The organism is Streptomyces subrutilus, assembly GCF_008704535.1.
In the GTDB taxonomy this organism is placed as follows: Bacteria; Actinomycetota; Actinomycetes; order Streptomycetales; family Streptomycetaceae; genus Streptomyces; species Streptomyces subrutilus.
In genome coordinates, this window is sequence record NZ_CP023701.1 from 4,889,215 (window position 1) to 4,915,169 (window position 25,955).

The 25,955-nt window shown below is 71.6% G+C and carries 25 protein-coding genes and 1 pseudogene; 11 read left to right on the forward strand and 15 right to left on the reverse strand.

The features are described from left to right. Positions 1 to 150: 150 nt before the first annotated feature. From CP968_RS21550 to CP968_RS21570, 5 genes are all read left to right on the forward strand, one after another. Entirely contained in the window at positions 151 to 1,770 is a 1,620-nt protein-coding gene (locus tag CP968_RS21550; protein WP_189829095.1) for a dynamin family protein, read from the forward strand. A 4-nt stretch (positions 1,771 to 1,774) separates the two neighbouring features. Further along, the gene (locus tag CP968_RS21555) at positions 1,775 to 3,652 is read left to right on the forward strand and encodes a GTPase (RefSeq protein WP_150519558.1); all 1,878 of its coding nucleotides are present in this window, start codon (positions 1,775 to 1,777) and stop codon (positions 3,650 to 3,652) included. 94 nt (positions 3,653 to 3,746) lie between these two features. Next, entirely contained in the window at positions 3,747 to 4,154 is a 408-nt protein-coding gene (locus CP968_RS21560; RefSeq protein WP_150519559.1) for a single-stranded DNA-binding protein, read from the forward strand. Positions 4,155 to 4,222: 68 nt separating this feature from the next. Further along, complete coding sequence (locus tag CP968_RS21565; RefSeq protein WP_150519560.1) at positions 4,223 to 5,527, forward strand: thioester domain-containing protein; 1,305 nt, start codon at positions 4,223 to 4,225, stop codon at positions 5,525 to 5,527. A gap of 64 nt (positions 5,528 to 5,591) precedes the next feature. Continuing rightward, on the forward strand, positions 5,592 to 7,067 hold the full coding sequence (locus tag CP968_RS21570; protein ID WP_150519561.1) for a bifunctional phosphatase PAP2/diacylglycerol kinase family protein: 1,476 nt from the start codon (positions 5,592 to 5,594) through the stop codon (positions 7,065 to 7,067). Between the two features lie 346 nt (positions 7,068 to 7,413). Here the strand turns inward: CP968_RS21570 and CP968_RS21575 are convergent, their stop codons facing one another. The 13 genes and pseudogenes from CP968_RS21575 to CP968_RS21625 all read right to left on the reverse strand — a co-directional run bounded on the left by CP968_RS21575 (position 7,414) and on the right by CP968_RS21625 (position 17,739). Then, positions 7,414 to 8,661, reverse strand: a complete 1,248-nt coding sequence (locus CP968_RS21575; protein ID WP_150519562.1) for a tyrosine-type recombinase/integrase — start codon at positions 8,659 to 8,661, stop codon at positions 7,414 to 7,416. Positions 8,662 to 8,734: 73 nt separating this feature from the next. Further along, positions 8,735 to 8,971, reverse strand: a complete 237-nt coding sequence (locus tag CP968_RS21580) for a helix-turn-helix domain-containing protein (protein ID WP_150519563.1) — start codon at positions 8,969 to 8,971, stop codon at positions 8,735 to 8,737. A gap of 456 nt (positions 8,972 to 9,427) precedes the next feature. After that, positions 9,428 to 10,903, reverse strand: a complete 1,476-nt coding sequence (locus CP968_RS21585; RefSeq protein ID WP_150519564.1) for an ATP-binding protein — start codon at positions 10,901 to 10,903, stop codon at positions 9,428 to 9,430. A gap of 2 nt (positions 10,904 to 10,905) precedes the next feature. Further along, positions 10,906 to 11,790, reverse strand: coding sequence for a bifunctional DNA primase/polymerase (locus CP968_RS21590; RefSeq protein ID WP_150519565.1), 885 nt, complete (start codon positions 11,788 to 11,790; stop codon positions 10,906 to 10,908). A 294-nt stretch (positions 11,791 to 12,084) separates the two neighbouring features. Continuing rightward, on the reverse strand, positions 12,085 to 14,199 hold the full coding sequence (locus CP968_RS21595; protein WP_150519566.1) for an FtsK/SpoIIIE domain-containing protein: 2,115 nt from the start codon (positions 14,197 to 14,199) through the stop codon (positions 12,085 to 12,087). A 96-nt stretch (positions 14,200 to 14,295) separates the two neighbouring features. After that, positions 14,296 to 14,538 (reverse strand): DUF6257 family protein, encoded by a 243-nt coding sequence (locus tag CP968_RS21600; protein WP_150519567.1) that lies wholly within the window; start codon positions 14,536 to 14,538, stop codon positions 14,296 to 14,298. Positions 14,539 to 14,617: 79 nt separating this feature from the next. Beyond that, positions 14,618 to 14,989: a DUF6251 family protein gene (locus tag CP968_RS21605; RefSeq protein WP_150519568.1), complete on the reverse strand. Its 372-nt coding sequence runs from the start codon at positions 14,987 to 14,989 to the stop codon at positions 14,618 to 14,620. 22 nt (positions 14,990 to 15,011) lie between these two features. Continuing rightward, the gene (locus CP968_RS34950; RefSeq protein WP_229886974.1) at positions 15,012 to 15,197 is read right to left on the reverse strand and encodes a hypothetical protein; all 186 of its coding nucleotides are present in this window, start codon (positions 15,195 to 15,197) and stop codon (positions 15,012 to 15,014) included. Further along, the gene (locus tag CP968_RS34955; protein ID WP_229886973.1) at positions 15,185 to 15,691 is read right to left on the reverse strand and encodes a hypothetical protein; all 507 of its coding nucleotides are present in this window, start codon (positions 15,689 to 15,691) and stop codon (positions 15,185 to 15,187) included. Before CP968_RS34955 ends, CP968_RS34950 begins: the two co-directional genes overlap by 13 nt. After that, positions 15,690 to 16,058, reverse strand: a pseudogene (locus CP968_RS34960) (DNA cytosine methyltransferase); the annotation flags it as partial. The gene CP968_RS34955 and the pseudogene CP968_RS34960, both read right to left, overlap by 2 nt. A 44-nt stretch (positions 16,059 to 16,102) precedes the next feature. Beyond that, complete coding sequence (locus CP968_RS21615) at positions 16,103 to 16,942, reverse strand: DUF2637 domain-containing protein (protein ID WP_150519569.1); 840 nt, start codon at positions 16,940 to 16,942, stop codon at positions 16,103 to 16,105. Next, positions 16,939 to 17,211, reverse strand: coding sequence for a DUF6284 family protein (locus CP968_RS21620; protein ID WP_150519570.1), 273 nt, complete (start codon positions 17,209 to 17,211; stop codon positions 16,939 to 16,941). Before CP968_RS21620 ends, CP968_RS21615 begins: the two co-directional genes overlap by 4 nt. Before the next feature lie 81 nt (positions 17,212 to 17,292). Then, the gene (locus CP968_RS21625) at positions 17,293 to 17,739 is read right to left on the reverse strand and encodes a protein kilB (RefSeq protein WP_150519571.1); all 447 of its coding nucleotides are present in this window, start codon (positions 17,737 to 17,739) and stop codon (positions 17,293 to 17,295) included. Between the two features lie 409 nt (positions 17,740 to 18,148). Between CP968_RS21625 and CP968_RS21630 the strand changes: the two genes are divergently transcribed. Next, on the forward strand, positions 18,149 to 19,012 hold the full coding sequence (locus tag CP968_RS21630) for a winged helix-turn-helix domain-containing protein (protein ID WP_150519572.1): 864 nt from the start codon (positions 18,149 to 18,151) through the stop codon (positions 19,010 to 19,012). Positions 19,013 to 19,025: 13 nt separating this feature from the next. Further along, the gene (locus CP968_RS21635; protein ID WP_229886972.1) at positions 19,026 to 19,712 is read left to right on the forward strand and encodes an HAD family hydrolase; all 687 of its coding nucleotides are present in this window, start codon (positions 19,026 to 19,028) and stop codon (positions 19,710 to 19,712) included. A 52-nt stretch (positions 19,713 to 19,764) separates the two neighbouring features. Here the strand turns inward: CP968_RS21635 and CP968_RS21640 are convergent, their stop codons facing one another. Next, positions 19,765 to 20,946 carry an RNA-binding domain-containing protein gene (locus CP968_RS21640; protein WP_150519574.1) on the reverse strand — a complete coding sequence of 394 codons (1,182 nt, stop codon included), beginning with the start codon at positions 20,944 to 20,946 and terminating at the stop codon, positions 19,765 to 19,767. Between the two features lie 486 nt (positions 20,947 to 21,432). On the opposite strand from CP968_RS21640, the gene ettA reads away from it, so the two are divergent. From ettA to CP968_RS21655, 3 genes are read left to right on the forward strand one after another with little or no spacing between them, the layout of a single operon-like run. Next, the gene (gene ettA, locus CP968_RS21645; protein ID WP_150519575.1) at positions 21,433 to 23,097 is read left to right on the forward strand and encodes an energy-dependent translational throttle protein EttA; all 1,665 of its coding nucleotides are present in this window, start codon (positions 21,433 to 21,435) and stop codon (positions 23,095 to 23,097) included. 9 nt (positions 23,098 to 23,106) lie between these two features. Continuing rightward, positions 23,107 to 23,574, forward strand: coding sequence for an acyl-CoA thioesterase (locus CP968_RS21650; RefSeq protein WP_150519576.1), 468 nt, complete (start codon positions 23,107 to 23,109; stop codon positions 23,572 to 23,574). Further along, the gene (locus CP968_RS21655) at positions 23,571 to 24,287 is read left to right on the forward strand and encodes a DUF8010 domain-containing protein (RefSeq protein ID WP_150519577.1); all 717 of its coding nucleotides are present in this window, start codon (positions 23,571 to 23,573) and stop codon (positions 24,285 to 24,287) included. Before CP968_RS21650 ends, CP968_RS21655 begins: the two co-directional genes overlap by 4 nt. Before the next feature lie 97 nt (positions 24,288 to 24,384). On the opposite strand, the gene CP968_RS21660 is transcribed toward CP968_RS21655, so the two are convergent. Continuing rightward, positions 24,385 to 24,789, reverse strand: a complete 405-nt coding sequence (locus tag CP968_RS21660; RefSeq protein ID WP_167536828.1) for a globin — start codon at positions 24,787 to 24,789, stop codon at positions 24,385 to 24,387. Between the two features lie 112 nt (positions 24,790 to 24,901). Between CP968_RS21660 and CP968_RS21665 the strand changes: the two genes are divergently transcribed. Next, complete coding sequence (locus CP968_RS21665; RefSeq protein WP_150519579.1) at positions 24,902 to 25,906, forward strand: methyltransferase domain-containing protein; 1,005 nt, start codon at positions 24,902 to 24,904, stop codon at positions 25,904 to 25,906. Positions 25,907 to 25,955 lie beyond the last annotated feature (49 nt).

The following is a 25,955-nucleotide window of genomic DNA, read 5'->3' on the forward strand; positions in this document are numbered from 1 at the left end:
GCGGCGCGCTGGGTGTTGTGCACTCGTTATGCCTGCGTCCGACTCGCCCGTTCTGTCGAAAATGTCCCTCCAGAACTCGCGGTCGGCGCGCAGAGGACTTATAAGCTTCAAAAATGGTCCTAAATTGGGCATTCTTCGCATGTGGTGACCTTGGATGTTCGGCCTCAGCTGCTCGATGCCCTGTCCGCCCTGCGCGACCGGGTCGCGTCCGTGCGTCTGCCGCTGCCCCTGCCCGGCGCTCCGCGCGCCCGCCAGACCAGAGCGGAGCTGCTCGCGCAGCTCGACGACTACCTCGTACCCCGGCTGAAGGCGCCGGAGGCGCCGCTGCTCGCCGTCGTCGGCGGGTCCACCGGGGCCGGTAAGTCCACCCTCGTCAACTCCCTCGTCGGGCGGCAGGTCAGCGAAGCGGGGGTGCTGCGGCCGACCACGCGCACACCGGTGCTCGTCTGCCATCCGGACGACCACCACTGGTTCGCCGGGATGCGGGTGCTCCCCGACCTCATGCGGGTCTGGGTCCCGCACGGGGAGGAGGAGGACACGCCCCTCGGCCGGTCCCGGGGCCGCGCCGACCGCGGCCCGGGGCGCACGCACGCGACCCGCGAGATGCGGATCGAGACCGTCTCGACCCTGCCCCGCGGGCTCGCCGTCCTCGACGCCCCCGACATCGACTCGCTCGTGGTCGAGAACCGGACCCTGGCCGCCGAGCTCATGTGCGCGGCCGACGTCTGGGTGATGGTCACCACCGCCTCGCGCTACGCCGACGCCGTCCCCTGGCACCTGCTGCGCACCGCGAAGCAGTACCGGGCCACCCTCGTCACCGTCCTGGACCGCGTCCCCCACCAGGTGCTCGCCGAGGTCTCCCGGCAGTACGGGGCACTGCTCACCCGGGCCGGGCTCGGCGACGTACCGCGGTTCACCGTGCCGGAGCTGCCCGAGTCCGCCGGCGGCGGCGGGCTGCTGCCGGCCAGTGCCGTCGCGCCGCTGTTCGCCTGGCTCGCCCACCACGCGCAGGACCCGGCCGCCCGGCAGTACGCCGTCGGGCGGACCGCGCTCGGCGCCCTGGACTCGCTCGGGCGGCGGATGCCCGAGCTCGCCTCCGCCGTCGCCGCGCAGTACGCCGCCTCCGTACGGCTCGCCTCGGCCGTCGAGGACGCGTACAAGCGGGAGGGCAGGCGGGTGCGCAACCGCCTCGACCGCGGGGCCGTCCTGGCCGGCGACGCGCTGACCCGCTGGCGCGGCTACCCGCTCGACACGAGCGCCGACGAACTCCTCGACTCGCTCGCCGAGTCCCTCACCGCCCTGCTCCAGTGCGCGGTCGCCGCCGCCGACGAACGGATCGCCGAAGCCTGGCGGCGCGAACCGGCCGCCGGAGCGGTGCGGCTGCCCGCGCCCGACCGGGAGGCGGGCGAGCGCATCGGCGTGGCCGTACGGCGCTGGCGGCGCGTACTGGAGGAACTCGCCGAGGAGGAGGTCGCGCACCTCGAACGGCAGCCCGCCCCCGACCCCGACGCCGTCGCCGCCCTGCTCGTGACGGCGCTCCTCGGCGGCAAGCGGGCCCGGCCCGCCGGGGAGAAGCTCGCCGAACGGATCGGCGTCCAGGCCGCCGTACGGCTGCGCGACCGCGGCGGCGAGCTGGTCGGCGACCACCTCGACCAGGTGCTGCGCGCCGAACGCGACCGCCGCCTCGCCCCCCTGGAGGCGCTCGAAGTGACCCCGGAACCACAGGCCGAGCTGATCGCCGCGCTGTCCGTACTGCAGAAGGAGAGGTGACGCGGTGACCGCCCTGACCGACCGTACCGACGACCGCTGGGACGACGGGCTCATCGCGCGCTCCCGGCCCCGGCCCGCGGACCCGGGCGCCGGCCCGTCCGACGAACCGGGCGCGGGGGGCACCGAGAACGGCGGCGCGGAGGGCGACGAGGGGGACGACGCGCTCGTGCGGGCCCTCTCCGGGGCCGGGAGCGGCGGCGGCAAGGCGGCCGCGCCTCCGCTCAGCCCCGAAGGGCAGGCGCTGCGGCTGCGGCTCGACGCGCTGCGCCAACTGGTCGGGCTCTCCCGCACCCGCCTCGACGGCAAGACCCTCGCCGAGGCCGGCCGGGTCCTGGACGAGGCGGCCGCCCGGCGCGGCCTGTCGCCGCAGCACACGGTCGTCGCCATCGCCGGCGCCACCGGAAGCGGCAAGTCCACGCTCTTCAATTCACTCGCGGGGGTGCAGATCTCCGAGACGGGGCTGCGCCGGCCCACGACCGCGGCACCCATCGCGTGCAGCTGGTCCGACGGGGCCGCCGGCCTGCTGGACCGACTGGAGATCCCCGGCCGGCTGCGCCGGCGCCCGCGCGAGAGCGCCGAGGCCGAACTGCTGCGCGGCATGGTCCTCGTCGACCTGCCCGACCTGGACTCGGCGGTCGGCGCGCACCGCGACCACGTGGACCGGGTCCTGGCACTGGTCGACGCGGTGGTGTGGGTGGTGGACCCGGAGAAGTACGCCGACGCCGTCCTCCACGAGCGCTACCTGCGGCCGCTGGCCGGACACGCCGAGGTGACCTTCGTCGTGCTGAACCAGGTGGACCGGCTGCCCGGCGAGGCCGCCGACCTCGTCCTGGACGACCTGCGCCGACTGCTCGACGAGGACGGCATCGCCCTCGGCGAACACGACGAGCCCGGCGCCACCGTCCTCGGGCTGTCCGCGCTCACCGGCGAGGGCGTCGGGGAACTGCGCGAGCTCCTCGGACAGTTCACCCAGGAGAAGGGCGCCGCGACCCGCCGGATCTCCGCCGACGTCGACCGGGCCGCCGTGCGCCTGCGTCCGCTGTACGTCGCCGACGGGCACGCGGGTCCCGAGATCGGCGAGGTGGCGCGCGCCGAGTTCGAGGACCGGCTCGCCGAGGCCGTCGGCGCGTACGCGGCCGGCCTGGCCGCCGAGCGCGCCTGGCGGCGCAACGCCGGGAAGGCGTGCGGGACGCCCTGGCTGCGGCTGTGGCGGTGGTACGAGGGCCGGCGCGCCCCGCGCTCGCTGGGCGGCCTGGCCGTCCTGGCGTCGATCGGCGGCCGGGGCGCGGTGGCGGCGCAGCCGCCGCCCGAGGAGGAGGTGACCGCCCGCCAGCGGGTCGAACAGGCCGTACGGGTCGTCGCCGACGAGGCGGTCGTCGGCCTGCCCGACCCGTGGGCCCAGGCGGTGCGGGAAACGGCGGTGCGCGGCGCCGAAGGGCTCCCGGAGGCGCTGGACGAGCTGGCCGTCACCCTGGGCGCGGCGGTCGCGGTCCCCGCCGTGCGTCCGCCGCGGCCCGCGTGGTGGCCCGCGGCCGTGCTGGGCCAGGCGGCCATGACGCTGCTGCAGATCTTCGGCGGGCTGTGGCTGGCCGGGCAGATCGTGGGGGTCCTGGAGCCGCGGCTGATGCCGCCGGTCCTGCTGATGGTGGCCGGCATCATCGGCGGGCCGCTCGTGGAGTGGGGCTGCTCCCTCGCGGCCCGGGGCCCGGCACGGCGCTACGGGCAGGACGCCGAACGCGGACTGCGGCAGGCGGCGGCCGGCTGCGGCCGCGCCCGGGTGCTGGAGCCGGTGGCGGCGGAGCTGCTGCGCTACCGGGAGGTGCGCGAGCAGTACGCGGCGGTCGCCGCAGGGGGGAGCCGGTTGTCCACAACCCGTCAGTAGTCCACAGGCGCGAGCGGGATCGTGCGGACCGCCCCAGCATGGTGTGCAGCCGGTGCGGAGGGTCCGCACCGGGAGCGCGGGGAGGGCGGCCGGGATGAACGACACCCAGGTGACGCTGGTCGGACACGTGGCGACGGCGGTCGACTACAAGGAGACGCCGAACGGCGCGGCGGCGAGGTTCCGCTTCGCGGTGACGCCGCGGTACTTCGACCGTCGCAAGGACGCGTGGGCGGACGGGACCACCAGCTTCTACACCGTGTGGGCGCGCCGGACCCTCGCGGTGAACCTCGCCGGATCGGTGTCGGTCGGCGAACCCCTGGTGGTGCACGGGCGGCTGCGGGTGCGCGACGACCCGCCCGACGGGGACGGCAACCGGTGGTTCTCGGCGGACATCGAGGCGACCGCCATCGGGCACGACCTGAACCGCGGGACGGCCGCCTTCCGCCGGATCGTGAAGGCGGACGTTCCCCTGATGGGCAATCAGAGGGCGCCGGTGGGCTGAGCGTTCACGACGGATAGGATTCCCGCGTACTCACGGGCACCTGGGTCTTTGGCCCGAAGGGGAAGACTGTGTCGATTGCCGTTCCCGCATCCTCCGCTCCCGATTCCGCTCCGGAGCCCGCATCCCGCGGCGCTGCCGCGGCGGCCGGCCGGTCCGGTGGCGCGGTCAGCGCGGCCGCACGGTCCGCCGCCCGCCGCCCGCTGGCGGTGGCCCTGCTGGCCGCGGCCCTCACCGCCGCGCCGGGGGCGACGGCGGCGGCCGACACCGATCCCGTGGGCGGCCGCCCGGCCGAGGGGGCGAGCGCCGTGCTGGACGGGCTGAAGACGTACGGGCAGGCGGTCCTGCGCGGCGGCGACGGATCGGTCCGGCAGATCCCGGCCGGCCTCTACGAGATGCGCGTCGACGGCGGCGGCACGCTCCAGACCTACGGAGTCGGGGTCGAGGGCAACGCGCAGCCCCAGGCCCGCTACACCGAGGGCGGCTGGAGCGGCAGCGTCCTGGCGGGCAACGGGGAGGCGGGGCGCATCCGCTGGGTGCTGGAGCACTCCTACCCGCAGCTGAACGACCTGGCAGGGCTGGCGGACGCGGCCGGCGCCGGGACGCTCACCGCGGAGAGCGCCGCGGCCGGGACCCAGGTGGCGATCTGGCGGCTGGCGGACGGCGCCCCGGTCGAGGCCGCCGATCCGGAGGCGGAGAAGCTGGCCGACTACCTCCAGCGGCAGGCCGGGCAGCTCCCCGAGCCGCCGGCCTCGCTGGCCCTGGACCCGGGCCACGTCACCGGGCCCGTGGGCGGCCGGCTCGGCCCGGTGACCGTGCGCACCGGTGCGCGCAGCGTCTCGGTCGTCCCCGACGCGGACGCCCTCGCCCTGGGGGTGCGGGTGGTGGACGCCGAGGGGCGCCCGCTGGAGACCGCGGGCAACGGCACCCGGCTGTACTTCGAGGTGCCCGCGGGCACCCCCGACGGGACGGCCTCGGTCACCGTCCGGGGCGCGACCAAGGTGCCGGTCGGACGGGTGTTCACGAGCGGGGTCCCGGCCCGGGCACAGATCGTCGCCGGCTCCAGCGAGTCGGCGGCCAAGGCGGTGGCCTCGGCGCTCTGGCCGCAGTACGAGGAGGCCCGTACGGCCGCCGACGGGACCACGGCCCCGGCCGGCACGCCCACCGGCGGGCCCGCCACGACCACCCTGGGCAGCCGGTCCGCGACGCTCTCCCCGGACTCACCCGACTCGCCGGCCGCGAGCCGGCTGGCGTCCAGCGGGAGCTCGGCCGCGACCCCGGTCATCGCCTCCCTCGCGGTGGGGCTGGTGGTGTTGGGCGGCATGGTCGTGCTGCTGCTGCGCAAGCGCCCCCACGAGGAGGAGGAACAGGCCTGACCCGGATGGACCAGGACGGACGCCCAGCCTGATTCGGACCGGATCCGGCGGGTATGGGCATGAAATGGTTGATCAGGAACTGACCTGGCAGGGAGCGGTCGCGCGGTGGGACCGCGGACTGTTCGACATGGTGGCCCGGCGGCACTGGCCCGGCGCCGACCGGGTCCTGCCGAGACTCGGACGGGCCGCCAACCACGGGGTCCTGTGGGGCGGCACGGCTGCGGCCATCGCCGTCTTCGGATCGACCCGCGGCCGCAAGGCGGCGGTGCGCGGCATGGCCTCCCTGGCACTGGCCTCCGCGACCATCAACACCGTCGGCAAGTGGTCGGTGCGCCGGGCGCGGCCGCAGCTGGACGGCGTACCGGCGGTGCGGCAGCTGACCACCCAGCCGCGGACCACCTCCTTCCCGTCCGGGCACTCGGCCTCCGCCTTCGCCTTCACCGCCGGGCTCGCGCTGGAGTCGCCCGGCTGGGCGGCCGTGGTGGCCCCGGTCGCGGCGTCCGTCGCCTTCTCCCGGATCTACACGGGTGTCCACTACCCGTCCGACGTGGCCGCCGGAGCCGCCTGGGGCGTGGCCGCGGGACTGGTGGTGCGCCGGATCGTGCGCGGTGCGCAGGAGGCCCGCATCGTGCCGGGTGACGAGCGCGCCGCCGCCGGGGCGCCCGCCCTGCCCGAGGGCGAGGGGCTCACGGTGGTGGTCAACACCGGATCGGGCAGCTCCGCGGCCGTACCCGCCCTGCTGCGCGAGCGGCTCCCCAAGGCGGAGGTCGTGGAGTGCGCGGGCCCGGACCTGCCCGCGGAGCTGGCGGCCGCCGCCTCCCGGGCCACCGTGCTGGGGGTCTGCGGCGGCGACGGCACGATCAACGCCGCTGCCACCGCGGCGCTGCGGGCGGGGGTGCCCCTGGCGGTCTTCCCCGGAGGCACCCTCAACCACTTCGCCCTCGACCTGGGCCTCGCCGGCCTGGACGACACCTGCCGCGCCCTGACCGCGGGCGAAGCCGTCCACATAGGAGTGGGCCGCTTCACCCCCGGGCCCGAAGGCGAGTCCGGGTACTTCCTGAACAACTTCAGCATCGGCGCCTACCCCGAGCTGCTGCGCCACCGGCTCCGCTGGGGCCCGCGCATCGGCGGCGGTCCGGCGGCGCTGCTCGCGGCCTGGCGGGTGCTGCGCTCCGAGCGGCCCGTGCGGCTGAGGCTGACCGGACGCCCCCGCAGCGTCTGGCTGCTGTTCGCGGGCAACGGCACGTACCACGGCACCGGCCCCACGCCCCGGCGCCGCGACAACCTGGGCGAGGGCCTGCTCGACCTGCGGCTCGTCTACGGCGGCGGCCGCCCCGGCCCGCGGCTGCTGGCCGCGGCCTTCGCGGGGCCGCTGACCCGTTCCCCCGTCCACACCGCCACCCGGCAGCGCAGCCTGCGCATCGGCGACATCCCGCCGGGCACGGCGCTCGCCTACGACGGCGAGTACGCGGAGGCGCCGCCGGCCCTGGTCCTGGACGTACTGCCGGACGCGCTGACGGTCTACCGGCCGCGTCCGTGAGGGGGTGGCCGGCGCATGTGAACCCGTTCGGTTCCGTGCCTGACGCCCGCCCGACGGGCCCCGCGGGCCGCCGCCCCACCGGCGCGGTCCCGGGGCCCGTCGGCGTACCGGCCCGACCCGCGGGCCGGTACGCCGCACCGGCGGCCGGACCCGCGCTGTCCGGAACGCGGCACCCGCCCCGGCCCGCGCCCCAGCTCAGGGGGTCTGACCTACCCATTCGCCCGTAGCTGTGGACGGCTGGCAAGATGGGGTGTTTCTGGCGAAAATAGAGCCTCATAGGGCCCCTGACCTGCGGCGGAAGCGCCGACCAGGGGCCGTTTTGGGGTCGTGGGCCGTCTGTGGGCCGTCAGGCCGCCTCGGGCGCACTTTGGGCTCCGCCGAACACCGCCGCAACGGCCGCACGCGTTCGCGTCTCGCTGCTCGGCATCAGGTGCGTGTAGATCCGCAGAGTGAAGCCGGGGTCGGAGTGTCCCAGGTACACGCTCAGCGCCTTGATGCTCTCGCCACTGTCCAGGAGCATCGACGCGTAGAAGTGCCTCAGGGCATGCATGCCGTCGTTCGGCGCGGCAGCGTACCGCTTGCCCCGCTGCCTGGGCGGGATCACACCGGCGGATGCCAAGGCGCCCTTCCACACGTGGTCATCGAAGTAGCTGCGCCAGATGGCGTGGCCCACGGCGCTCGTGAAGACGAGCTGACGGGCCACCAGCGGCCCGTCAGGGGTCTTCCAAGGCAACTTCACCTCGACCGGCGGGAAGCGCTCCATGTGGGCGCACAGCGCCGCAGCGGTGACGGGGCTCAACGGCACGTCGCGGAGCTTGCCCCGCTTGGGCGGCGCGAACACGAGCTTGCCGCCGACCCGCTTGATCTGCTGCCGGACGTTGAGCCACCCCGCCGCGACGTCGATGTTCTCTCGCTCCAGACCGAAGATCTCGCCCTGTCGAAGGCCACAGCCGCCGCCGACGTCGACCGTCGCAGCAAAGCGATCGGGCAGGCCGGCGCGGACGGCCAACACGCGCTTCTCAGACCAGGGCTGCACCAGCCGTGGGGCGGGCTCCGGCGCCTTGACCGACTGCGCGTGGCAGGGGTTCGACCGAATCACGCCGTCGTCCTTGGCCGCGTTGAACAAGGAGGACACCGAGTCGTAGATGGCGCGTCGGTACGTCGCGTTGGGCAGGGACGTCGTGAGGTCGCTCAGCCACGTGCGCACGTGCTCCGGCTGGAACGATCCCATGGGGCGGGTGCCCAGGTAGGGGACGGCGTGGAGGCGAATCCGCCTCCTCACCGCCTCCTGGCTGACGATGTCGGTCGTCAGGCCACCGAGCCACTTCTCGGCATAGTCGCGGAAGGTGATCCGTCCGGCCTTCGGGTCGAAGAACTGCCCTGAGTCCATGTCTGCCTGGATCCGGGTCAGCCACTTCTCAGCTTTGGCCTTCTGCCGGTCCGCGAAGCTCTGCGACTGCTCGGTTCCGTCTGGGCCGACGTACCGGGCGCGGTAGCGCATGCCGGTGCCGTAGCGGTCGGTCTTGACCCGTCGGGTCTTGCCGTCGGGCCCGACTTCGCTCTTGTACCAACGGTCTTGGATGTGGCCTGCCACGTGATGTGCCTTTCCGGGCGTACGGAGGAGGGCGGGCCCGGTTGGGCCCGCCCTCGGCGGTTGCGGTGGGGAGTCAGGCGGCGGCGCTGATGTCCGTCGCCATCTGCTCGGCGATCCAGCTGTGCACGGCGCCCGGGTCATAGCGAACGTGCTTGCCGACGCGGAACCCGGGCGGCCCGGTGCGCTTCTTGCGCCACTGGTAGACGGTCTCCACCGGGACGTCGAACAGCTCGGCGATGTCGTCGGGAGTCAAGTAGCGGTCGGGGAGGCCACCGCGCAGGAGGGCGCGGGGGTCGCTGGGGGCGGGCATTGCTCCTCCGGCGGGGTCGGCTGGGCCTGTGTGTCCGAGGCTCGGATTTCTGCGTCACCGGCGTTAAGCGCGTCACTCGGCTGTCTGACCTGCGGTTTTGGGTGACACGGGATGCGGTTGTGTGTCACCGCTCCACGTCACCCGTGTCACCGGGTGACGTGGAACGGTGACGTGGGTGACGCGTGATGACGAGGCTGGGCCTGTCTACGTCACCGCTGTTTGCGCAGGTCCCGAGCCCTTTACGGGCGGGTGGTGTCGCGGGTGACGCAGCGTCTCTTCTCTTAGGAAAAAGAGGAAGGGGTGCCTGTTGTAGTGAGGTGCGCCTTGGAACGCGAAGAGCGAGCCGCTGCGCGGCGCGTCCCTTGCGGCGGCGGCGAGCCGCCGAACAGCAAGAGGAGCACGCCGGCGCCCGGGTGCTCCTCTTGCGTGTGCCAGGACCGGCCGTAGCGGTGCGGGCTAGAACGCGGCCTGCTGCTCGCTGGGCGACGGCGCGAACGGGCGGGACATCTCGATGTAGCGGGCTGTTTTGGTGCGGCCCCAGTCAACGAGGACGCCGCGCGCGGCCAAGGTCGGCTGGAGCCGCTTGAGCCGGTCGGAGAAGACCTTTCCCGTCGTGGGCCAGCCTTTGGGGAGCGGGCGGAAGTCGTCGCCGGTGTAGAGCTGGGTGAGGACGTGCAGCCACTCCGTGGACGTCATCTGCGCTTCCACGCCCGGGTTGAGGGTGGCGGCGTGCTTGAGGACGGTCTGGGCGAGGAGGTCGCCTTCGATGACGTCGTCGTTGAGGTCGTCGAGGCTGGCCCGGTAGGCGGTCAGCGAGCTGAGGCCGGTGGCCGCGTCGAGCTGGGCGCACAGGTGGGCGAAGTCGGCCATGCGCAGGTCGGAGGGGATATCGGCCTTGGTGGCCCGGACCTTGACGGTGAGGTCGAGGAGGGAGCCGAGGATGACGGGCAGTGCTGGTGCGTACTCCGCCCACAACTCCGCTTCCGTGCGGCGTACCTGGGGGCGGACCAGGCGCAGCGGCAGGAGACGTTCGGCGAGGTCGGGTCGGATGACGCCGACGTCGATGCCGGTCAGGAGCAGGGGGCGGCGGTAGCGGGAGCGTACGACGTCCCCGTCGGTGAACAGGGCGCGCTTGATGCTCTCGGCGCCGGTGACGATGCAGCACATGAGGTCGGACAGGTCCGGGGGCAGGTGGGAGAGGTTGTCCAGGGCGGTGACCCATCCGGCGGCGACGGCCGTGATCAGGTTCTCTTCGTCCTTCGGCGCGCGGCGCAGGTCGCCGGTCATGCCCTCGATGATCCGCACCAGCATCCGGCCGGCGGTGGACTTGCCGGCGCCCTGGGGGCCAGTGAGGAACGGGGCGGGAACAGGTACGACCGGTTCCAAGCAACCGATCAACCACGCGATGGCCAGGCACTCGCTCTCGGCGTTGGCAAGGTTGCACAGCCGCAAAAGCGCGTCGATTCCCTTGCCGTCGGTGTCCTTGCTGGGGAGGGGGAGTTCGCCGGTGAGCTGGGTGCGGCGCCAGCAGACCTCTCGGGGGTCGGGGGTGAGGATGTCCCAGCCGGTGGGGTGGATGCGGATGGACTGGCCGTCGTCGCGGCCGAGGTCGAGCCAGGTCGCTCCGTCGAATCCCGGGGCGACCCGGATGTGGGTGGGCTGTACGTCCTGGCTTAGGGCGAGTGCTTCGATCAAGTCCAACGCCTCCTTGAGGGCGGTTCCGTTGAACACGCCGTGTCCGTCGTTGTAGAGGCCGACCATGAGTTCCTGCCGGTGGCTGCCGGTCGTGCCCTGGGAGCGGATCGGGCGGGCGACGGGGTGGCCGTTCTTCTGCGCGTACACGGTGCCTTCGGTGGTGCGGAAGTACCGGAAGTGGTCTCGGGCGTAGTCGGTGATGATCTGCCGGGCCGGGTTCTTCTCGTCCTCGGGCATCCCTACATCCCCAGCTTGATACGGGCGTTGGACCAGGCGGCCTCGCAGTGCCGCAGGGACTCGCCCTTGGCCTGCGCCACGGTGAACAGCCGCGTGATGTGCGCCTCGGTGAGGCAGCCGCACCGGCCGTGCGCGGACAGCACGGCGAGGAACGTTCGGTACACCGTCGTGTGGATGGCCTCGGCGGCCACGGTGATGCGCTGTTCCGCCATGGTGATGCCGCGCTCCAGGTAGGCGGGCGAGCGGTGACGGCACACCGCCTCCCCGGCCGACGCGAGCATGGAGACGGCGCCCGACACGGGTCGGACCGTGGTGGGCTCCCTCACGGCGAGCGCGCGCACGGCATCCGGCAGCAGGGTCATGGTTCCGGTACCGGGGCCGAGCCAGCGGGCGTACGACATCGCGGACTTGATGTCGACGCCGGGCCGCACGGCGTTGGGGGAGGTCATGGTGCCGAAGTAGATCCAGTGCTCCCCCCGGGTGGTGGGCACGGTCGTGGTCGCGGGGAGGTTCTGGCGGGCCCACGCGACCGCGCCGGCATGGTCGAGGTCCACGACGGTGAGGGCGGCGCCGCCGGGGTGGTAGGCGACGGCCCGCGCCTGGCGCCAGGCCTTGGCCCACGCGGGCGAGGCGAGCACGTCGGGGTCGGTGGTGGCGGCCGCCCATCCGTGGCAGGGAGCCGGGCACCCGCAGGGGCCGGCGGCCTTCATGTGCGGGCGGTCCCCGCACGCCGAGCGGGTGCAGTCCCGGCAGTTCCCGAAGGGGAGCTTGCCCGCCCGCAGCGGCAGGACGGGCAGGCCCCGTTCGGCGAGCTGGAGCGCGGTCCGCAGCAGTGCGGGTAGAGCCGTTCGGGCGGGGGCTCGCGGGATGTCGGTGGTGTGGGTCATGCTGGTCTCTCCAGTTCTTGAGCGTGCTGGATGAGAGCGGCCCCAGTCATTGGCGTGAGGGGGCCGCTCTTGGCATGTCCGGCAGGTGATGCGGAATGCCTGCCGCCGAGAGGGCAGGGAGGCGTGGGCACCCCTTGCCGGGAGGCTTGTGGAGGGGGTTTCGGGGGTCTGACCTGCGGCGCCTCCCTGCCTCCCTGACAGATCATTTGCCCAGGTCAAAGCCAGGGAGGGGGGTCAGGGAGGCGGTCAGGGAGTTCTCCCTGCCTCCCTGACCCGTGCGGGGGTCGTCTCCCTCTACTCGGCGGCGGAAGCGGAACCCGTCTCGGGCCGGTTGGCGAGGACGCGGGCGACGCGTTCGCGGCCGATGACCATCCGCCCGTCCGACTTGTAAGGCGCGGCCGGCGTGCCGTCGAGGACGCGCTTGAGGTCGATGAACGACCACCCGCCGTACGCCTCCGCGTTCAGCGCGGTGAGCCGCTTGAGAACGTCCTGCGTGAGGACGCGCGGCTCGGTGCCGAGCACGGACAGGATGTCCGCCAGCGGGTCGAGGGCGGGCCCGTGGTCGACGGCGTGCGCGGTGGTGACCCCGTCGCGCAGGGACTTGGCCCGCTCCGCGATCAGGGCGGCGGTCTCGGTGTCGATGTAGTGGGTGCGGACCGTGATGGACGCCTGCCCGGCCGGGATCGCGATGCCATCGGAGGCGACGACCACGGTGCCCTTGTCGAGACCCTGCCGCAGCAGGTGCGGGGCCGCCCCGCCGTCGACCGCCTTGTCACCCAGCGCCATGCGGGCCTGCGACTCGGTGCCCAGGGCGAGGGAGATCCGGGTGTGGGCGCCTTCCCGGACGAGCTTGGGCAGGTTCTGGTCGGTGGGGTCCTGGGTGCCCTCTTCGAGGATCACGTCGACGGCCCGGCCCTGGTTGTGAATCTTCCGGACGGCCATGAAGTACCGGGAAGTGGCCTTCGACCCGCCGTACGGGCGCTTGTCCGGGCCGACGGCCGGGCACATGAACGCGACCTGCGCTTCGTCCACGATGCCAACGAGCGGAGTGAAGACGGTGCCGGGCGGGGCCTGGATGCGGCGCTCCATCTCGGCGACCATGCCTTCGACCATCTCGGTCGCGGCGATGACGTGGTCATCGGTCGGACCCTGGATCAGGGTGGTGGCCAGGCCGTCGAACATGGCCCAGTCGCCTACGCCCTTGAGGTCGGCGATCCGGAACTCGACGGTCTTGTCGAGGGCCAGCCACAGGGCCAGCGCGCGCAGTGCGGCGGTCTTGCCCTGGTTGGACAGTCCCGTGATGAGCAGGTGGCGCTGGTACAGGCTCAGCGTCGCCGCGTCGCCGCGCAGGTCCTGACCCCAGGGGGCCCTGCCGGTCTTGTAGTTCGCGGTCATCGTCTCGTCGGTGACCAGCGGGGACGGTCCGATCGGCTCATCCAGCGCGCCGGAGTCGGCGATCCACAGCCGCACCGTGCGGGCGGCGGCCGGGAGGGTGATGAAGACTTCGTGCTCGTGCCGGGCGAGGTTCTCGGCGAGCTTGCGGCGCCGTCCCTGGACTTCGGCGGTGGAGACGCCGGAGGGGAGGGTGACGTCGACTTCCACACCGCATCCGGCGATCCGGATCGGGCCGAGCATCGCGGCCCCGGCGTCCCCCATGTCCTTGATGGCACCCCTCAGCGGGGCGATACCAAGGTCACGCAGGGCGGTCACGACGATGGACGGGGTGATGGGTGCTCCGGCGTCGTCGCGCTGCTGGGCGGGGAGCGTCCACTGCGGTGCGGCCTGCCGGCGGCGGCCGACGCCCCACAGGGCCAGTAACGCCAGCCACGGGCCGATCGTGAGCGCGGGCCCCCAGACGACGGTGGCGACGACGACGATCGTGCGGATCGTCTCGACCAGGGCGCTGATCGGGGCGAACAGCCAGGAGATGTCCTTGTTGGCTATGGCCAGCACGATGCCGAGCAGGAGGAGGCCGCCGATGGTGAGGCCGGTGCCGACGGCCGCGCTTTTGGCGAGGTCGGGGGCGGAGCGGAGCAGGTCCATGCGGCGGTGGTGGCGGCCGGAGCGGAAGCGCTGCAGCCGGTCCTCCCACTCCTTGGCCTCCTCCCAGTTCCCGGCCGCTTCGGCGGCCCGGATCATCCGCTCGTACCGGGAGGCGGTCCGCCCGTCCCACGTCCGCTTCGCCGTGATCCGGGTGCCGCCGATGACGTACATGCCGTGCCGGGCGACCAGCCGCGCGGCGGTGCGGGTCCGCTCGCTGGTGACGGCCGTACGGACACCGGATGCGGTGCGCTTCCACACCCGCACCGGCCGGACCGTGCCGACGGCGGCCGGGGCCGGGGAAGCCGCGGCGATTGTGTCGGTCGGGGTCGAGGGGTCTTTGAACAGGGGGACGACGTTGTCGGTCATGCTGAAAGCTCCTGCTCTCACTGACTGGCTCAGGGTGGGTAGGGCCCGGGGCGGCCGACGTTCTTTGGCGAGAGGGACGGCCGCCCCGGGGCACAGCTACGCGCGGTTCCTGGCAGCGCTGTTCTTCGCGTTGGCCTTCCGTGCGGCCTTCTCGGCCGCCGCGGCGTCTTTCGCTTCGCGCTCTTCGCGGTCGCGGGCGCCGTCGATGATCCGGTCGACCTTGCGCTCCAGGTCGCCGAGGTAGACGCTCTCCCCGGCGATGCCGCGCTTGGCCATGCGGGCGATGTACCAGCCCATCCGGGCGGTCTCACCGGCGGTGAACTTCGGGTCCTTACCCATCACGGAACTCCATCTCCTGAGACCGGGCTGTCCGGCTGCTCTCACCACCCGCCGCCGGGGCGGGTGGATCGGGCAACCGTCAGCGACGGCGGCGGGCCTTGCGCACGTTCTTCACGGCCTGCGTCCCGCTCGGGCTACCAACCGACTTCACGACGGTGTGGACGCACCAGCCGAGGACCAGCGCGAGGAGGGCCAGGAACGCGATGTTCGCGGCGATGGCGGTCAACGCGCCGATCAGGAGCGGGCCGAAGTACACGCCCGCGGCGACCGCGCCGGCGCCGACCCCGGAGCCGAGCGCCAAGCGCTGCGCCGTGCGGTCCGGGGCGGCCTGGTGGATGTGCTGGTGCACGATCTGCGGCCCGGCGTAGGGGGTGGGGATCTGGTCGGTGTAGGTGTGGGTGCCGTCCGGGAGCCGGACGACACGGGGGATCGGTTCGGGGAGGTGGTTCACGAGCGTCTCCCTTCGGAGGGGTTCAGGCGGCCGCGGCCGCTTCGCCGGAGTTCATGAGGGCGTGCAGGGCGGCGGTGGCCTGCTGCGGGACGACGCCGTTGCCGAGGGCCTTGAGCTGGGCGGTGCGGGAGAGCCCGGGGACGTCGGTGACGTGGCCGGCGGGCAGGCCCATCAGCCACTCGACGAAGGGCGGGTTCAGGCGTCCCACAGGGTCAGTTGGCCGGGGAGCGGGGCGTCCGATGACGCCTTCCCACCGGTGGACGGCGGCGGTGTAGGGGCCCCAATCCGGTGGGCCGCCGAGGGGAGCGTCAGGTCCCCCTTGCTGCCGCGCTGGTTCGGACCGCCCTTGCTGCCGTCCGTCGCCCTCGGCGTCGGCAGCAGCTGCGCGAACGACAGGTCCGACAGCGTGGGTGAACTGCTGCGGGGGTTGGGCGCTGTCGCCTGCCGTGCTCCCTTGGAGTCGCCGACCACCGGCGTCGGCAGCAGCGAGACGACGTGCCGCAGGTTCATCCCGCCCTGTGCCGCGTGGCCGGGGCCGGCCGCCTCCGACGTCGAGGGGGTGGGCAGCAGTGAGGCGACGGCCGGAAGGCCGTCCGGGAAGCCCCGGCCCTTCGCGTCCCGGGCCCGCGGTGTCGGCAGGCCAGGCGAGGAGGAAGAGCCGGTTCCGTCGGTGGGCCGCGCCGACGTCCGATGCGCGTACACAGCTCCAGCGCGCATCGAACCCGAGGGCGGCAAGGTCGGCGAGGACGGTGTCGAAACCGAGGGAAAGGTGCCCTGCGACGTTCTCAAAGACCGCGTAGCGGGGTCGAAGAACGCCAAGGGCGCGGGCGATGTGGGGCCAGATGTGCCGGTCATCGGCGACTCCCTTGCGCTTGCCGGCGGAACTGAACGGCTGGCACGGATAGCCGCCGCAGACGACATCGACGGGTTCGACCTGGCGCCAGTCGACGGCGGTCAGGTCCCCCAGATTCGGCACGCCGGGGAAGTGGTGGGCCAGGATCCGGGAGGCGCCCGGGTCGTTGTCCGCGACCCAGGCGAGCGAGCCGCCCATCACGCTCTCGACGGCCATGTCCAGGCCGCCGTAACCGGTGCACAGCGACCCGATCCGCAGGCTCACCCGGCCACCGCCGCCGCGGCGTCCCGCTCCCGCTCCGCCCGCAGCGCCTCACGGACGATCCGGGCCTTCGCCGCGGACGTGCGCAGGGCCTTGCGGATGCCCTCACCGGTCAGCTTCTCGACCGGCCACGACTCCGTCAGACTCCGCGCCTCCGCCAACAACTCGACATCCGTACGGGTCGGTCGGGTCGACCGGGCGACCGCCGGGACCCGCCCGGTCGCCCGACGCGAACGCGTCAACTCAGCCGCCGCGACGAGCTGCGGCCGGGCCTCGATCGGCTCGACCGCCGGGACCGGGGAAGCATCCACCTCCGCCTGCGGGGCCGGCGCTTCGACCGGCGGTTCGCCCTGGTCAGGCATCGACCGATTTACATTGATCTGTGCTGATTCCTGCGTGGTCGGCTCGATCGCCGGGCGGTGGTGGAGGACTTTGGCGACGAGGTCGGAGCCGAAGTAGATCGACCCGACCGGGAGCGACGTTGCCAGCAGCACGAGCGCCCAGTTCGCGGGATCCCAGTCGGCCAGTCGACCCCAGTCGACCGACCGACCATGCAGCGCGGGAACGAGCCCGTGCACGTAGTTCAGGACCAACGAGGCGAGCGTGTACGCAGCCAGCACCCGCAGAGCGAAGCGGCGGGCATCGCCGGTCAGCGTGAGCGCGGCGACCAGCGCCAGGGCCATCAGGCCGTCGACTACGAACGGGTACAGCGTCGCCGCCGTCCGGTCCGCACCGATGGCCGTAGCGACGTCGCGCAGGGCGTTCCAGGAGACCCGGAAGGCCATGGCGACCACGGCCACCAGGGCCAGGACGAGTGCGGCTTTCGCCGTGCGGTTCATGCCGCGCCACCGGAGGACGGAAGGCCGGCGGCGGCGCGGTTCTCCAGCGCGGTCCGCGCGGCCAGCACCCGCCGGCGGGCCCGCCGCAGACGCTGCGTGTCCACCTCGGTGGGCGTCCGGTCCAGGGTCACGATCTCCGCGTCGAGCAGTTCGCGTTCCGCCAGGATCAACGGCAGCTCATCCTCGATCGCGTTCAGCTCCGCGTCCGACGGCTCCAGGCCGTCGGACCACGGGGTAACGATGCTTTGAAGTGCGGCGATGGACTTCATGGGTCTTGCTCCTTCTACAGAGGAACGGGACTCAGCAGCCCCCGGCGCGGGAACGCCGGGGGCTGCACTGCGTCGGAAAGATCAGGACTGGTTGACGGCGCACCGAACGAGGTCGTCGGCGGCCGTGATCGCGGCGGACCGCAGCGAGCTCAGAGACTGCCGGTCGGGAGCGCCCCGCAGCGCGTAGGTCGCGCTGGCGGCAGCCTCAGCCCGCTCAGACAGCTCCGGCGCCAGCAGCGCCAGCGCCACCAGCGGGGTGGTCAGTGCGGACCGGGTGGCGTGACTCTCGGCGCGCGCCGCCTCATAGGCGACGGTGTCACCGGCCAGCCGCAGGTCCTCGCGCAGCCACATCGCCCGGCGATGGTCCGCCAAGGCAGCCGCGAGGGCGGTGAGAGCGGCCAACCGCGCCGCCCGCGCCTCGTGAGCCCGGACCTCTGCCCGGTCGGTGCGGATGCTGCGCTGCTGGAGCACGAACGCAGTCACCGACCCCAGCAAGGTTCCGGCAACCGCTATCAGACTTGCCCACATATGAGCCCCCTCGGGTAGACAGCAGAAGATCAAGAGCAGGAAATCCGGGCTCCCCTCAACCCCGCCCGTGCGACGACAAAGGCCGGACGGGCGGAGGAGGCATCCGGCCGCCGCGCAAGCTGCGGAGTTGAAGTTGTGGTGTCTCCTTCGGGAGCGTGCTCCCGCTTTAGGCAGAGACATGACCCTTCGGTCTGTGCCCTCCGGTTGACCAGGGATCCGGGACCCTCGCCCCGCTTTCGCAGGCCTCGATGCCTTGAGCAGCGCCTATTGGGGCGGAGCTCTCCCGTTCAAGCCTGACTTACTTGGCTAGCCCGGTCGGCATGGGAGTAACGTAGTCAGCATGGCTAGCCATGTCAACATCTGGCTATCCAAGCTGCTCAGCTAGTCAGGTTGGCCGTAGCATCGGGGCATGACCTTTGCGCTTGAACCCCTGGATCCGGATGACGACCGGCCGCCGTACGAACAGGTGGCGCGCAGCTTGGGGGCCGCGATCAAAACTAGGAAGCTCGCCCCTGGGGGGAAGCTGCCGTCGCACAAGATGCTGACGGACCACTTCGGCTTCGCCCGGGCCACGATTCAGCGGGCGCTACGGGACCTGGAAGACGAAGGGCTCGTCGTGTCCCGCAAGGGGAGCGGAGTGTTCGTCCGCAGCCGCACCGAGCGACCGGCGGGCCTGCGGCCCTACGTCGAGCAGGCTTTCGCGAGTAAGAACGTCACAATCGATTTCGCGGGGTTCTCCAGCGAGACTCTGCACGGGGCGCTTCAAGAGCCACTGGACAAGATTCGCGTCGGGCGGCTCACGCCGGCCAGCATCCGCATCCGGATTCTGGTGCCCCACATGGACGTGCCGCAGGCGGCCCCGGTCCGGCGGGATGACTGCGCGGACGACGCCCGGTTGCGCAGCCGGATGCACGACATCATGGTCGGCTACACCCGCAGCATCTCGGACGCCATAAGCGAGCTGAGCCACCTGGGGCTGGTTCAAGAGAGCAGCGTCAGTGTCCGCGTCCACAGCGGTACGCAGTTCTTCAAGCTCTACGTGATCAACAACGAGGACGCATTCTTCGGGTACTACCCGATCAGGCCGAACAAGGTGGTAGCGCAGGGTGAGGCTATCGAGATTTTCGACCTTGTCGGCAAGGACACGATCCTCTTTCACCATTCGATCAACGATGACTCTTCGGGTGGAGCTCAGCAGGTCGAGCAAGCCCGTATGTGGTTCGACAGCATCTGGGAAACGATTGCGAGGGACGCCGATGCAGCCATCCTCTGAGGCCTTGACCAACGTGCTCAGCGCGTCCCGCGGGGTTCTCTTCGACTTCGACGGCCCCATCTGCGATGTGTTCCGCGGACTGCCGGCGCCCGGCGTTGCGCAGGAACTGGCGGAGCTCGTCGCTCAGCGCGCCCCGCACCTCGGGGAGCGGGTTCGCGGGACGGATGACCCCATGGAGGTGCACCGGATCTCCCGAGAAGGCGGCGCCGTGCTACTCGGGGTAGTGGAGGACGCCCTTACCGTCGCGGAACTGAGGGCGGTTAAAGTCGCCGGCGCGCCGGTGGAAGGTGCTGCGCAAGCGCTTCACGCGGCACACGTCGCGAAGCGCCGAATTGCCGTGGTCAGCAATAATTCTGCTGCCTGCGTGATCGAATTTCTTGCGATCAATGGCCTCACTGATCTCGTGGCCGAGGTAATCGGACGGCCCAGTCTTCGGCCGGACCTTATGAAGCCGGCGCCACATCCAGTTCTGGCCGCCGCGAATGCCCTAGGTGTGGAACCCGCGGAAGCGGTCCTCGTTGGGGACGCGGTGACCGACGTTGAGGCGGCAAAGGCTGCTGGCGCACGAAGCATCGGATTTGCCAACAAGCTGCCGAAGTGGTCGGCGCTTGCTGATGCTGGCGCCGACGTCATCGTCTCAGATATGCAAGCTGTGGCGGATTCCCTGATCACCCTGGGGGCGTCGGATCGCTGGGCCTAGATCGGCGTTTACTGAATCCGTTGTCGACGAATGAGATGCTGGTGTGCATGGCTCATGCACTCGAATTCCCGTGATCTTCATTTGGGTTGACAGGCGGTCCCGCGATCATGGCCTGCACGAGAGATTCCGTGATCCGTGCGCGCTGTTCTGACGTAAGGCCTGCATCTGCTATCAACCGCTCAGCCGCCAAGTATCGAGAGAATTCGAGTGGCTGGTCAAAGTAGGCGCGGAGGTGGCCGGCCGAGGTCTCTTGAGACTTGACGAAGGTTTGGCTGACGTAGCCTGCAAGAGCTGCCGAAACTGCGCCCAGAGCGCCAGCAACAACGGCGCCCGCAGTACTGTTAGCCATCACACCGGCGACTGCGAAACCAACCAAGAGGACAAATCCAACCGTCATGGCTATCTGGGCGTTTCGGAAAGATTTCGCCGCTTGCCCAAGCGCAATTCCGTGATAGTGGTCAAGTCGTCTGTGGGTGACGGACCAGAGATCTGAAAGCGCCAGGCGAGCCTGCTCGGCGCTAGCTTCGCCTGCCGTGCTTGCGTCCAGGGTTCGGAGCCCCTCCTCTAGGGTCTCTTCCGCCTGTCGGACGCGATCGCGGGTTCCATCGCTCCCGCCTTGCGCGTCTCGGGGGCGAGCGATTTGAGCCACCGCCCAAGCGAAGAAGCAGCCGATCCCGATAATTATAGTTCCCGGAATTATTTCGACTGGTTCCTTTCCCCGCAGTACGCTCACCATGAATAGTGTCTCTGTAATCAAGGCGGCCGCGATGGCGGCAGGCCACATGCCCCGACGGTCATACCAGGCTGACTTCGCTCCTCGGCGAGGTAGGCGTACGTGCTGTGACACGACCTCGCTTGTGGCTGCCTCGGTTCTTACAATCAACTGATCCTCGTACAGGATCGGTGATCTGTCAGTGGCCTCTACCTTGATTACTCCAAGATGCTTTCCGTGAATGGTTACTGTGTCGACGCTGATTCTTGGATGCGGCTTCAGGTGCTGCAAGGAATAGTCCACGAGCCGCTGAAAACGTGCCGGTTCTACACCGATCGTTTCGGGTATGCTTTCGCCGCTCCTGGGGGTGCCCACCCCCACGATGATGACGCCCCCGCGAGTATTCGAAAAAGCGGCGATTATTCGACCCAATATCGAGGGTGGAACTCTGGCGGACTTAAATTCGAGCTCCATTCCTTCCGGTTGGGTCAGCAGGGCCTCGATCTCTTCGGGTGTCGGCATGGACGCAGATCTTAGTGGCGCTTTCGCGTTGGGTCAGGAGAACTGTCACATCCGTGCAGTGAAGATGACGCTTGGGTTTTGGAACCGGTCCAACGCGGATGAGTCATCGGGCCGATCGACGCTTCTGGCGGTAGCGCGCGCTGCATCGCGAGTTACCAGTCCGCCGGAGGTCGGCTGCCGCCCAGTCCGCTAGCTGCGTTGGCGCAGGGTGGCCGGAGCCCGAGGCCGTCTTAGTGGAGCGACGATAGACAGGCGGTGTCGGAGAGGTCCCCACGTGCGTGAACCCAGCACTCCCGGGCCGTCCGTGGGCCGTCAGGCGTGGCCCAGGGACGGCCACCGATGACCAGTGATGACCGCGACCGTGCGGGGGGTGTGGCGCTGGACCCCAGGTCAGGGCGCCGGGACCATACGCGTTTCCCCCGACGTATGGACGGCTGGCAAGATGGGGTGTATCTGCCCACACATCGATCTGCCGGACGGTTTCTCTTGGCTGAGTTCATCTACACCATGCGCAAGACGCGCAAGGCGCACGGCGACAAGGTGATTCTTGATGACGTCACCCTGAACTTCCTGCCCGGCGCGAAGATCGGTGTGGTCGGCCCGAACGGTGCCGGCAAGTCCACCGTTCTGAAGATCATGGCGGGCCTGGAGCAGCCGTCGAACGGCGACGCCTTCCTGTCGCCCGGCTTCACCGTCGGCATCCTCATGCAGGAGCCCAAGCTCGACGAGTCGAAGACGGTCCTGGAGAACGTCCAGGACGGCGCGGCCGAGATCATGGGCAAGCTGAAGCGCTTCAACGAGGTCGCCGAGGAAATGGCGACCGACTACACCGACGCGCTCATGGACGAGATGGGCAAGCTCCAGGAGGTCCTGGACCACGCCAACGCCTGGGACCTCGACGCCCAGCTGGAGCAGGCCATGGACGCCCTGGGCTGCCCGCCCGGCGACTGGCCCGTCACCAACCTCTCCGGTGGCGAGAAGCGCCGCGTCGCGCTCTGCAAGCTGCTGATCGAGGCCCCGGACCTGCTCCTCCTCGACGAGCCCACCAACCACCTCGACGCCGAGTCGGTGAACTGGCTGGAGCAGCACCTCTCGCAGTACAAGGGCTGCGTCATCGCCGTGACCCACGACCGGTACTTCCTGAACAACGTCGCCGAGTGGATCCTCGAACTCGACCGCGGCCGCGCCATCGCCTACGAGGGCAACTACTCCACCTACCTGGAGAAGAAGGCCACCCGACTCAAGGTCGAGGGCCGCAAGGACGAGAAGCGCCAGAAGCGCCTCAAGGAAGAGCTGGAGTGGGTGCGGTCCAACGCCAAGGGGCGTCAGACCAAGTCCAAGGCCCGTCTCGCCCGGTACGAGGAGATGGCGGCCGAGGCCGACAAGATGCGGAAGCTGGACTTCGAGGAGATCCAGATCCCGCCGGGCCCGCGGCTGGGCTCGATCGTCGTCGAGGTCAACAACCTCTCGAAGGCCTTCGGCGACAAGGTCCTGATCGACGACCTGTCCTTCACCCTGCCCCGCAACGGCATCGTGGGCATCATCGGCCCCAACGGCGCCGGCAAGACCACGCTGTTCAAGATGATCCAGGGCCTGGAGACGCCGGACTCCGGCGCCATCAAGGTCGGCGACACCGTCAAGATCAGCTACGTCGACCAGAGCCGCGCCAACATCGACCCCAAGAAGACCCTCTGGGCGGTCGTGTCGGACGAGCTGGACTACATCAACGTCGGCCAGGTCGAGATGCCGTCCCGCGCGTACGTCAGCGCCTTCGGCTTCAAGGGCCCGGACCAGCAGAAGCCGGCCGGCGTCCTGTCCGGTGGCGAGCGCAACCGCCTGAACCTGGCGCTGACGCTCAAGGAGGGCGGCAACCTGCTGCTCCTCGACGAGCCCACCAACGACCTGGACGTCGAGACCCTCTCCTCGCTGGAGAACGCGCTCCTCGAATTCCCCGGTGCGGCCGTGGTCATCTCCCACGACCGCTGGTTCCTCGACCGCGTCGCCACGCACATCCTGGCGTACGAGGGCGAGTCCAAGTGGTACTGGTTCGAGGGCAACTTCGAGTCGTACGAGAAGAACAAGGTCGAGCGTCTCGGTGCGGACGCCACCCGCCCGCACCGCGCCACCTACAAGAAGCTCACCCGAGGCTAGGCCGAGACCATGGCCAGACACCACTACCGGTGCCCCCTGCGCTGGGCGGACATGGACGCCTTCGGGCACGTCAACAACGTCGTCTTCCTCCGCTACCTGGAGGAGGCGCGCATCGACTTCATGTTCCGCCTCGCGCCGGGCGAGGGCAGCGAGTCCTTCACGGGCGGCTCCGTCGTGGCCCGTCACGAGATCGACTACAAGCTGCCCCTCGTGCACCGGCACGAGCCGGTGCTCGTCGAGTCCTGGGTGACCCGCATAGGCGCCGCCTCCCTGACCATCCGCTACGAGGTCAAGGACGAGGCGACCGAGGACCGGCCCGAGACGGTCTACGTCCGCGCCGAGACCGTGGTCGTGCCGTACAACCTCGCCGAGGGGCGGCCCCGCCGCATCACGGCCGAGGAGAAGCGGTTCCTGGAGGAGTACCTCGACCAGCCGAAGGACCCGTCGAAGGCTCCCGAAGGGCGTCTCGCGGCATGAATGAGCGGCTGTGCTTCGCCGACCCCGGGGAAGCGGCGGACCTCGCCGCCTTCCTGGGCCGGCTGGTGCACTACGACCGGGCCGCCGCCGTCCGCCTCCAGGCGGGCGGCGGCGCGCTCGGCGTCTTCGGACGGCCCCCGTCCTTCGACGTCCTGGCCATCCGCACGGTGCGGCTCGCCGAGCCCGTCTCCGTGCCCCTGGACCTCACGGCCTCCGCCGGCGAACTGCTGGAGTCCGTGGACGAGGCCGCGGCCACGGCCGTGGTCCCCGGGCCCGTCACCGGCCCGCCCTGGACCGGTGTGCTCCCGCCCCGCGGCGGCTGGGCGCGCCTGGCCGGGCTGCCCGGCCCCGAGCGGATGCGGGCGGCCCTGACGGCCGCGGTCGCCGAGTTCCGCTCCCGGGACGGTGCGCTGCCCGCCCACCACCGCACCCGGTCCGAGCGCGACCGCATCGGGCGCGAGATCTGGTCCCGCACCCTCGGCGACACGGAACTGCCGCTGCGCGCCCTGCACGCCGCCCAGTCCCTGGGCTTCCTGCGGCCGGTACGGACCCCCGTCCCCGCGGCCCCGGCGCCCGGGGCCGGCCCCGTCTCCACCGCCGAGCCGGTGGCCCTGCTCGCCTCCGGGAACTGGCTGCGCCTGCGCACCCCGTACGGCTCGGTCGCCCTGCGCCGGCCCGGCGGCCTCGGCGCCCTCCAGGTCAGGCCGGTCTAGGCCGTCTCCTTCGGATCCAGCGGGGCGTCGAGGGCCCGGCAGGATCCGAGAGGGACATCCGGCCCCGGTGCCCTCGGCGCCGCCCGGCCCGCGGGCCTCAGCCCGCGGTGTTGATCATCGACGCGGCCGCGTACGTCAGGTACTTCCACAGCTGCGCCTCGTGCTCCGGCGCCAGGCCCAGCTCGTCGAGCGCGACCCGCATGTGCTTCAGCCAGGCGTCGTGCGCCGCCGCGTCCACCTGGAACGGGGCGTGCCGCATCCGCAGCCGCGGGTGGCCGCGGTGCTGGCCGTAGGTGGTCGGGCCGCCCCAGTACTGCATCAGGAACAGCGCGAACCGCTCCTCGGCGGGGCCCAGGTCCTCCTCCGGGTACATCGGGCGCAGCAGCGGGTCCTGCGCGACCCCCTCGTAGAAGCGCCGGACCAGGCGGCGGAAGGTCTCCTCGCCGCCGACTTGCTCGTAAAAGGTCTGCTCCTGGACGGTGCCCCGCGGAATCTCATTCACCCGTCCATCGTCGCAGACGCCCGGACCCAGGTCCCGGGTCCTAGGACCCTCCCGCACCGCCCCGGCGGCCCGCGCGGTCGCACGCGGGCGCCCCGCGCAGCACAGTGGAGGCATGGCCGCACACACCCCGCGCACCGCGGGCGGCGCGAGCGGGGCACGGGACCTGCGGGAGACCGCGCACGCCGCCCAGGTGCGCGAGCTGACCGCCGCCGGCGCGCTGGACGATCCGCACTGGCGGGCGGCGTTCGCGGCCGTGCCCCGGCACGTCTTCGTCCCGTACTTCTGGACCGGCCGCGGCGCCGGCCACGAGCGGCTCTGGTCGGAGGACCCCGACCCCGAACGCCGGGCCCGCTGGCTGCGCGGGGTCTACGCCGACGCCCCCCTCGCGACCCGGCTGCGCGACGGCGAGCTGCTCTCCTCCAGCAGCCAGCCCTCGCTGATGGCGCGGATGCTGGAGGCCCTCGGGGTACGGGACGGGGACAACGTGCTGGAGATCGGCGCGGGCACCGGCTACAACGCCGCCCTGCTCTGCCACCGGCTCGGCGCGGACCGCGTGACCACCGTGGACCTGGACGAGGAGATCACCGAGTCCGCGCGCAGCCACTTGGCCGCGCTCGGCTACCGGCCCGCCGTGGTCACCGGCGACGGCGCGCGCGGCTGTCCCTCCCGGGCCCCCTTCGACCGGATCATGGTCACCTGCACCCTGCCGCGCGTCCCGTACGCCTGGCTCGGCCAGTGCCGCCCCGGCGCGCGCATCCTGTCGCCGCTGTCCACCGGGCTGATCGCCCTCACGGTCCGCGACAGCGCCCCGGGCTTCGCCGAGGGCCGCTTCCTGCACACCCCGGCCTACTTCGTCCCGCTGCGCGGGGCCACGGCGGCGCCCCCGGACCGGGACGCGAGCCCGCACGGGGTCCCGTACGACTTGGTGGACAACGAGCGGTTCCGGTTCCTGCTGGTGCTGACCGCGGGCGTCCTGCACCCCCGCGAGGCCCTGGACCTGTGGCGCCGCGAGGACCGCCCGGCGCGCGAACGCTTCGGCGTCACGGTCACCCCGGAGGGCCAGTGGTCCTGGCTCGACGACCCCCGGGGCCCGTACACATGGCCCCTGGGCCCGTAGGACCGGGCGGGCGCGGGGCCCGGTCTTGGCGGAAGACGGCTGCGTGCTC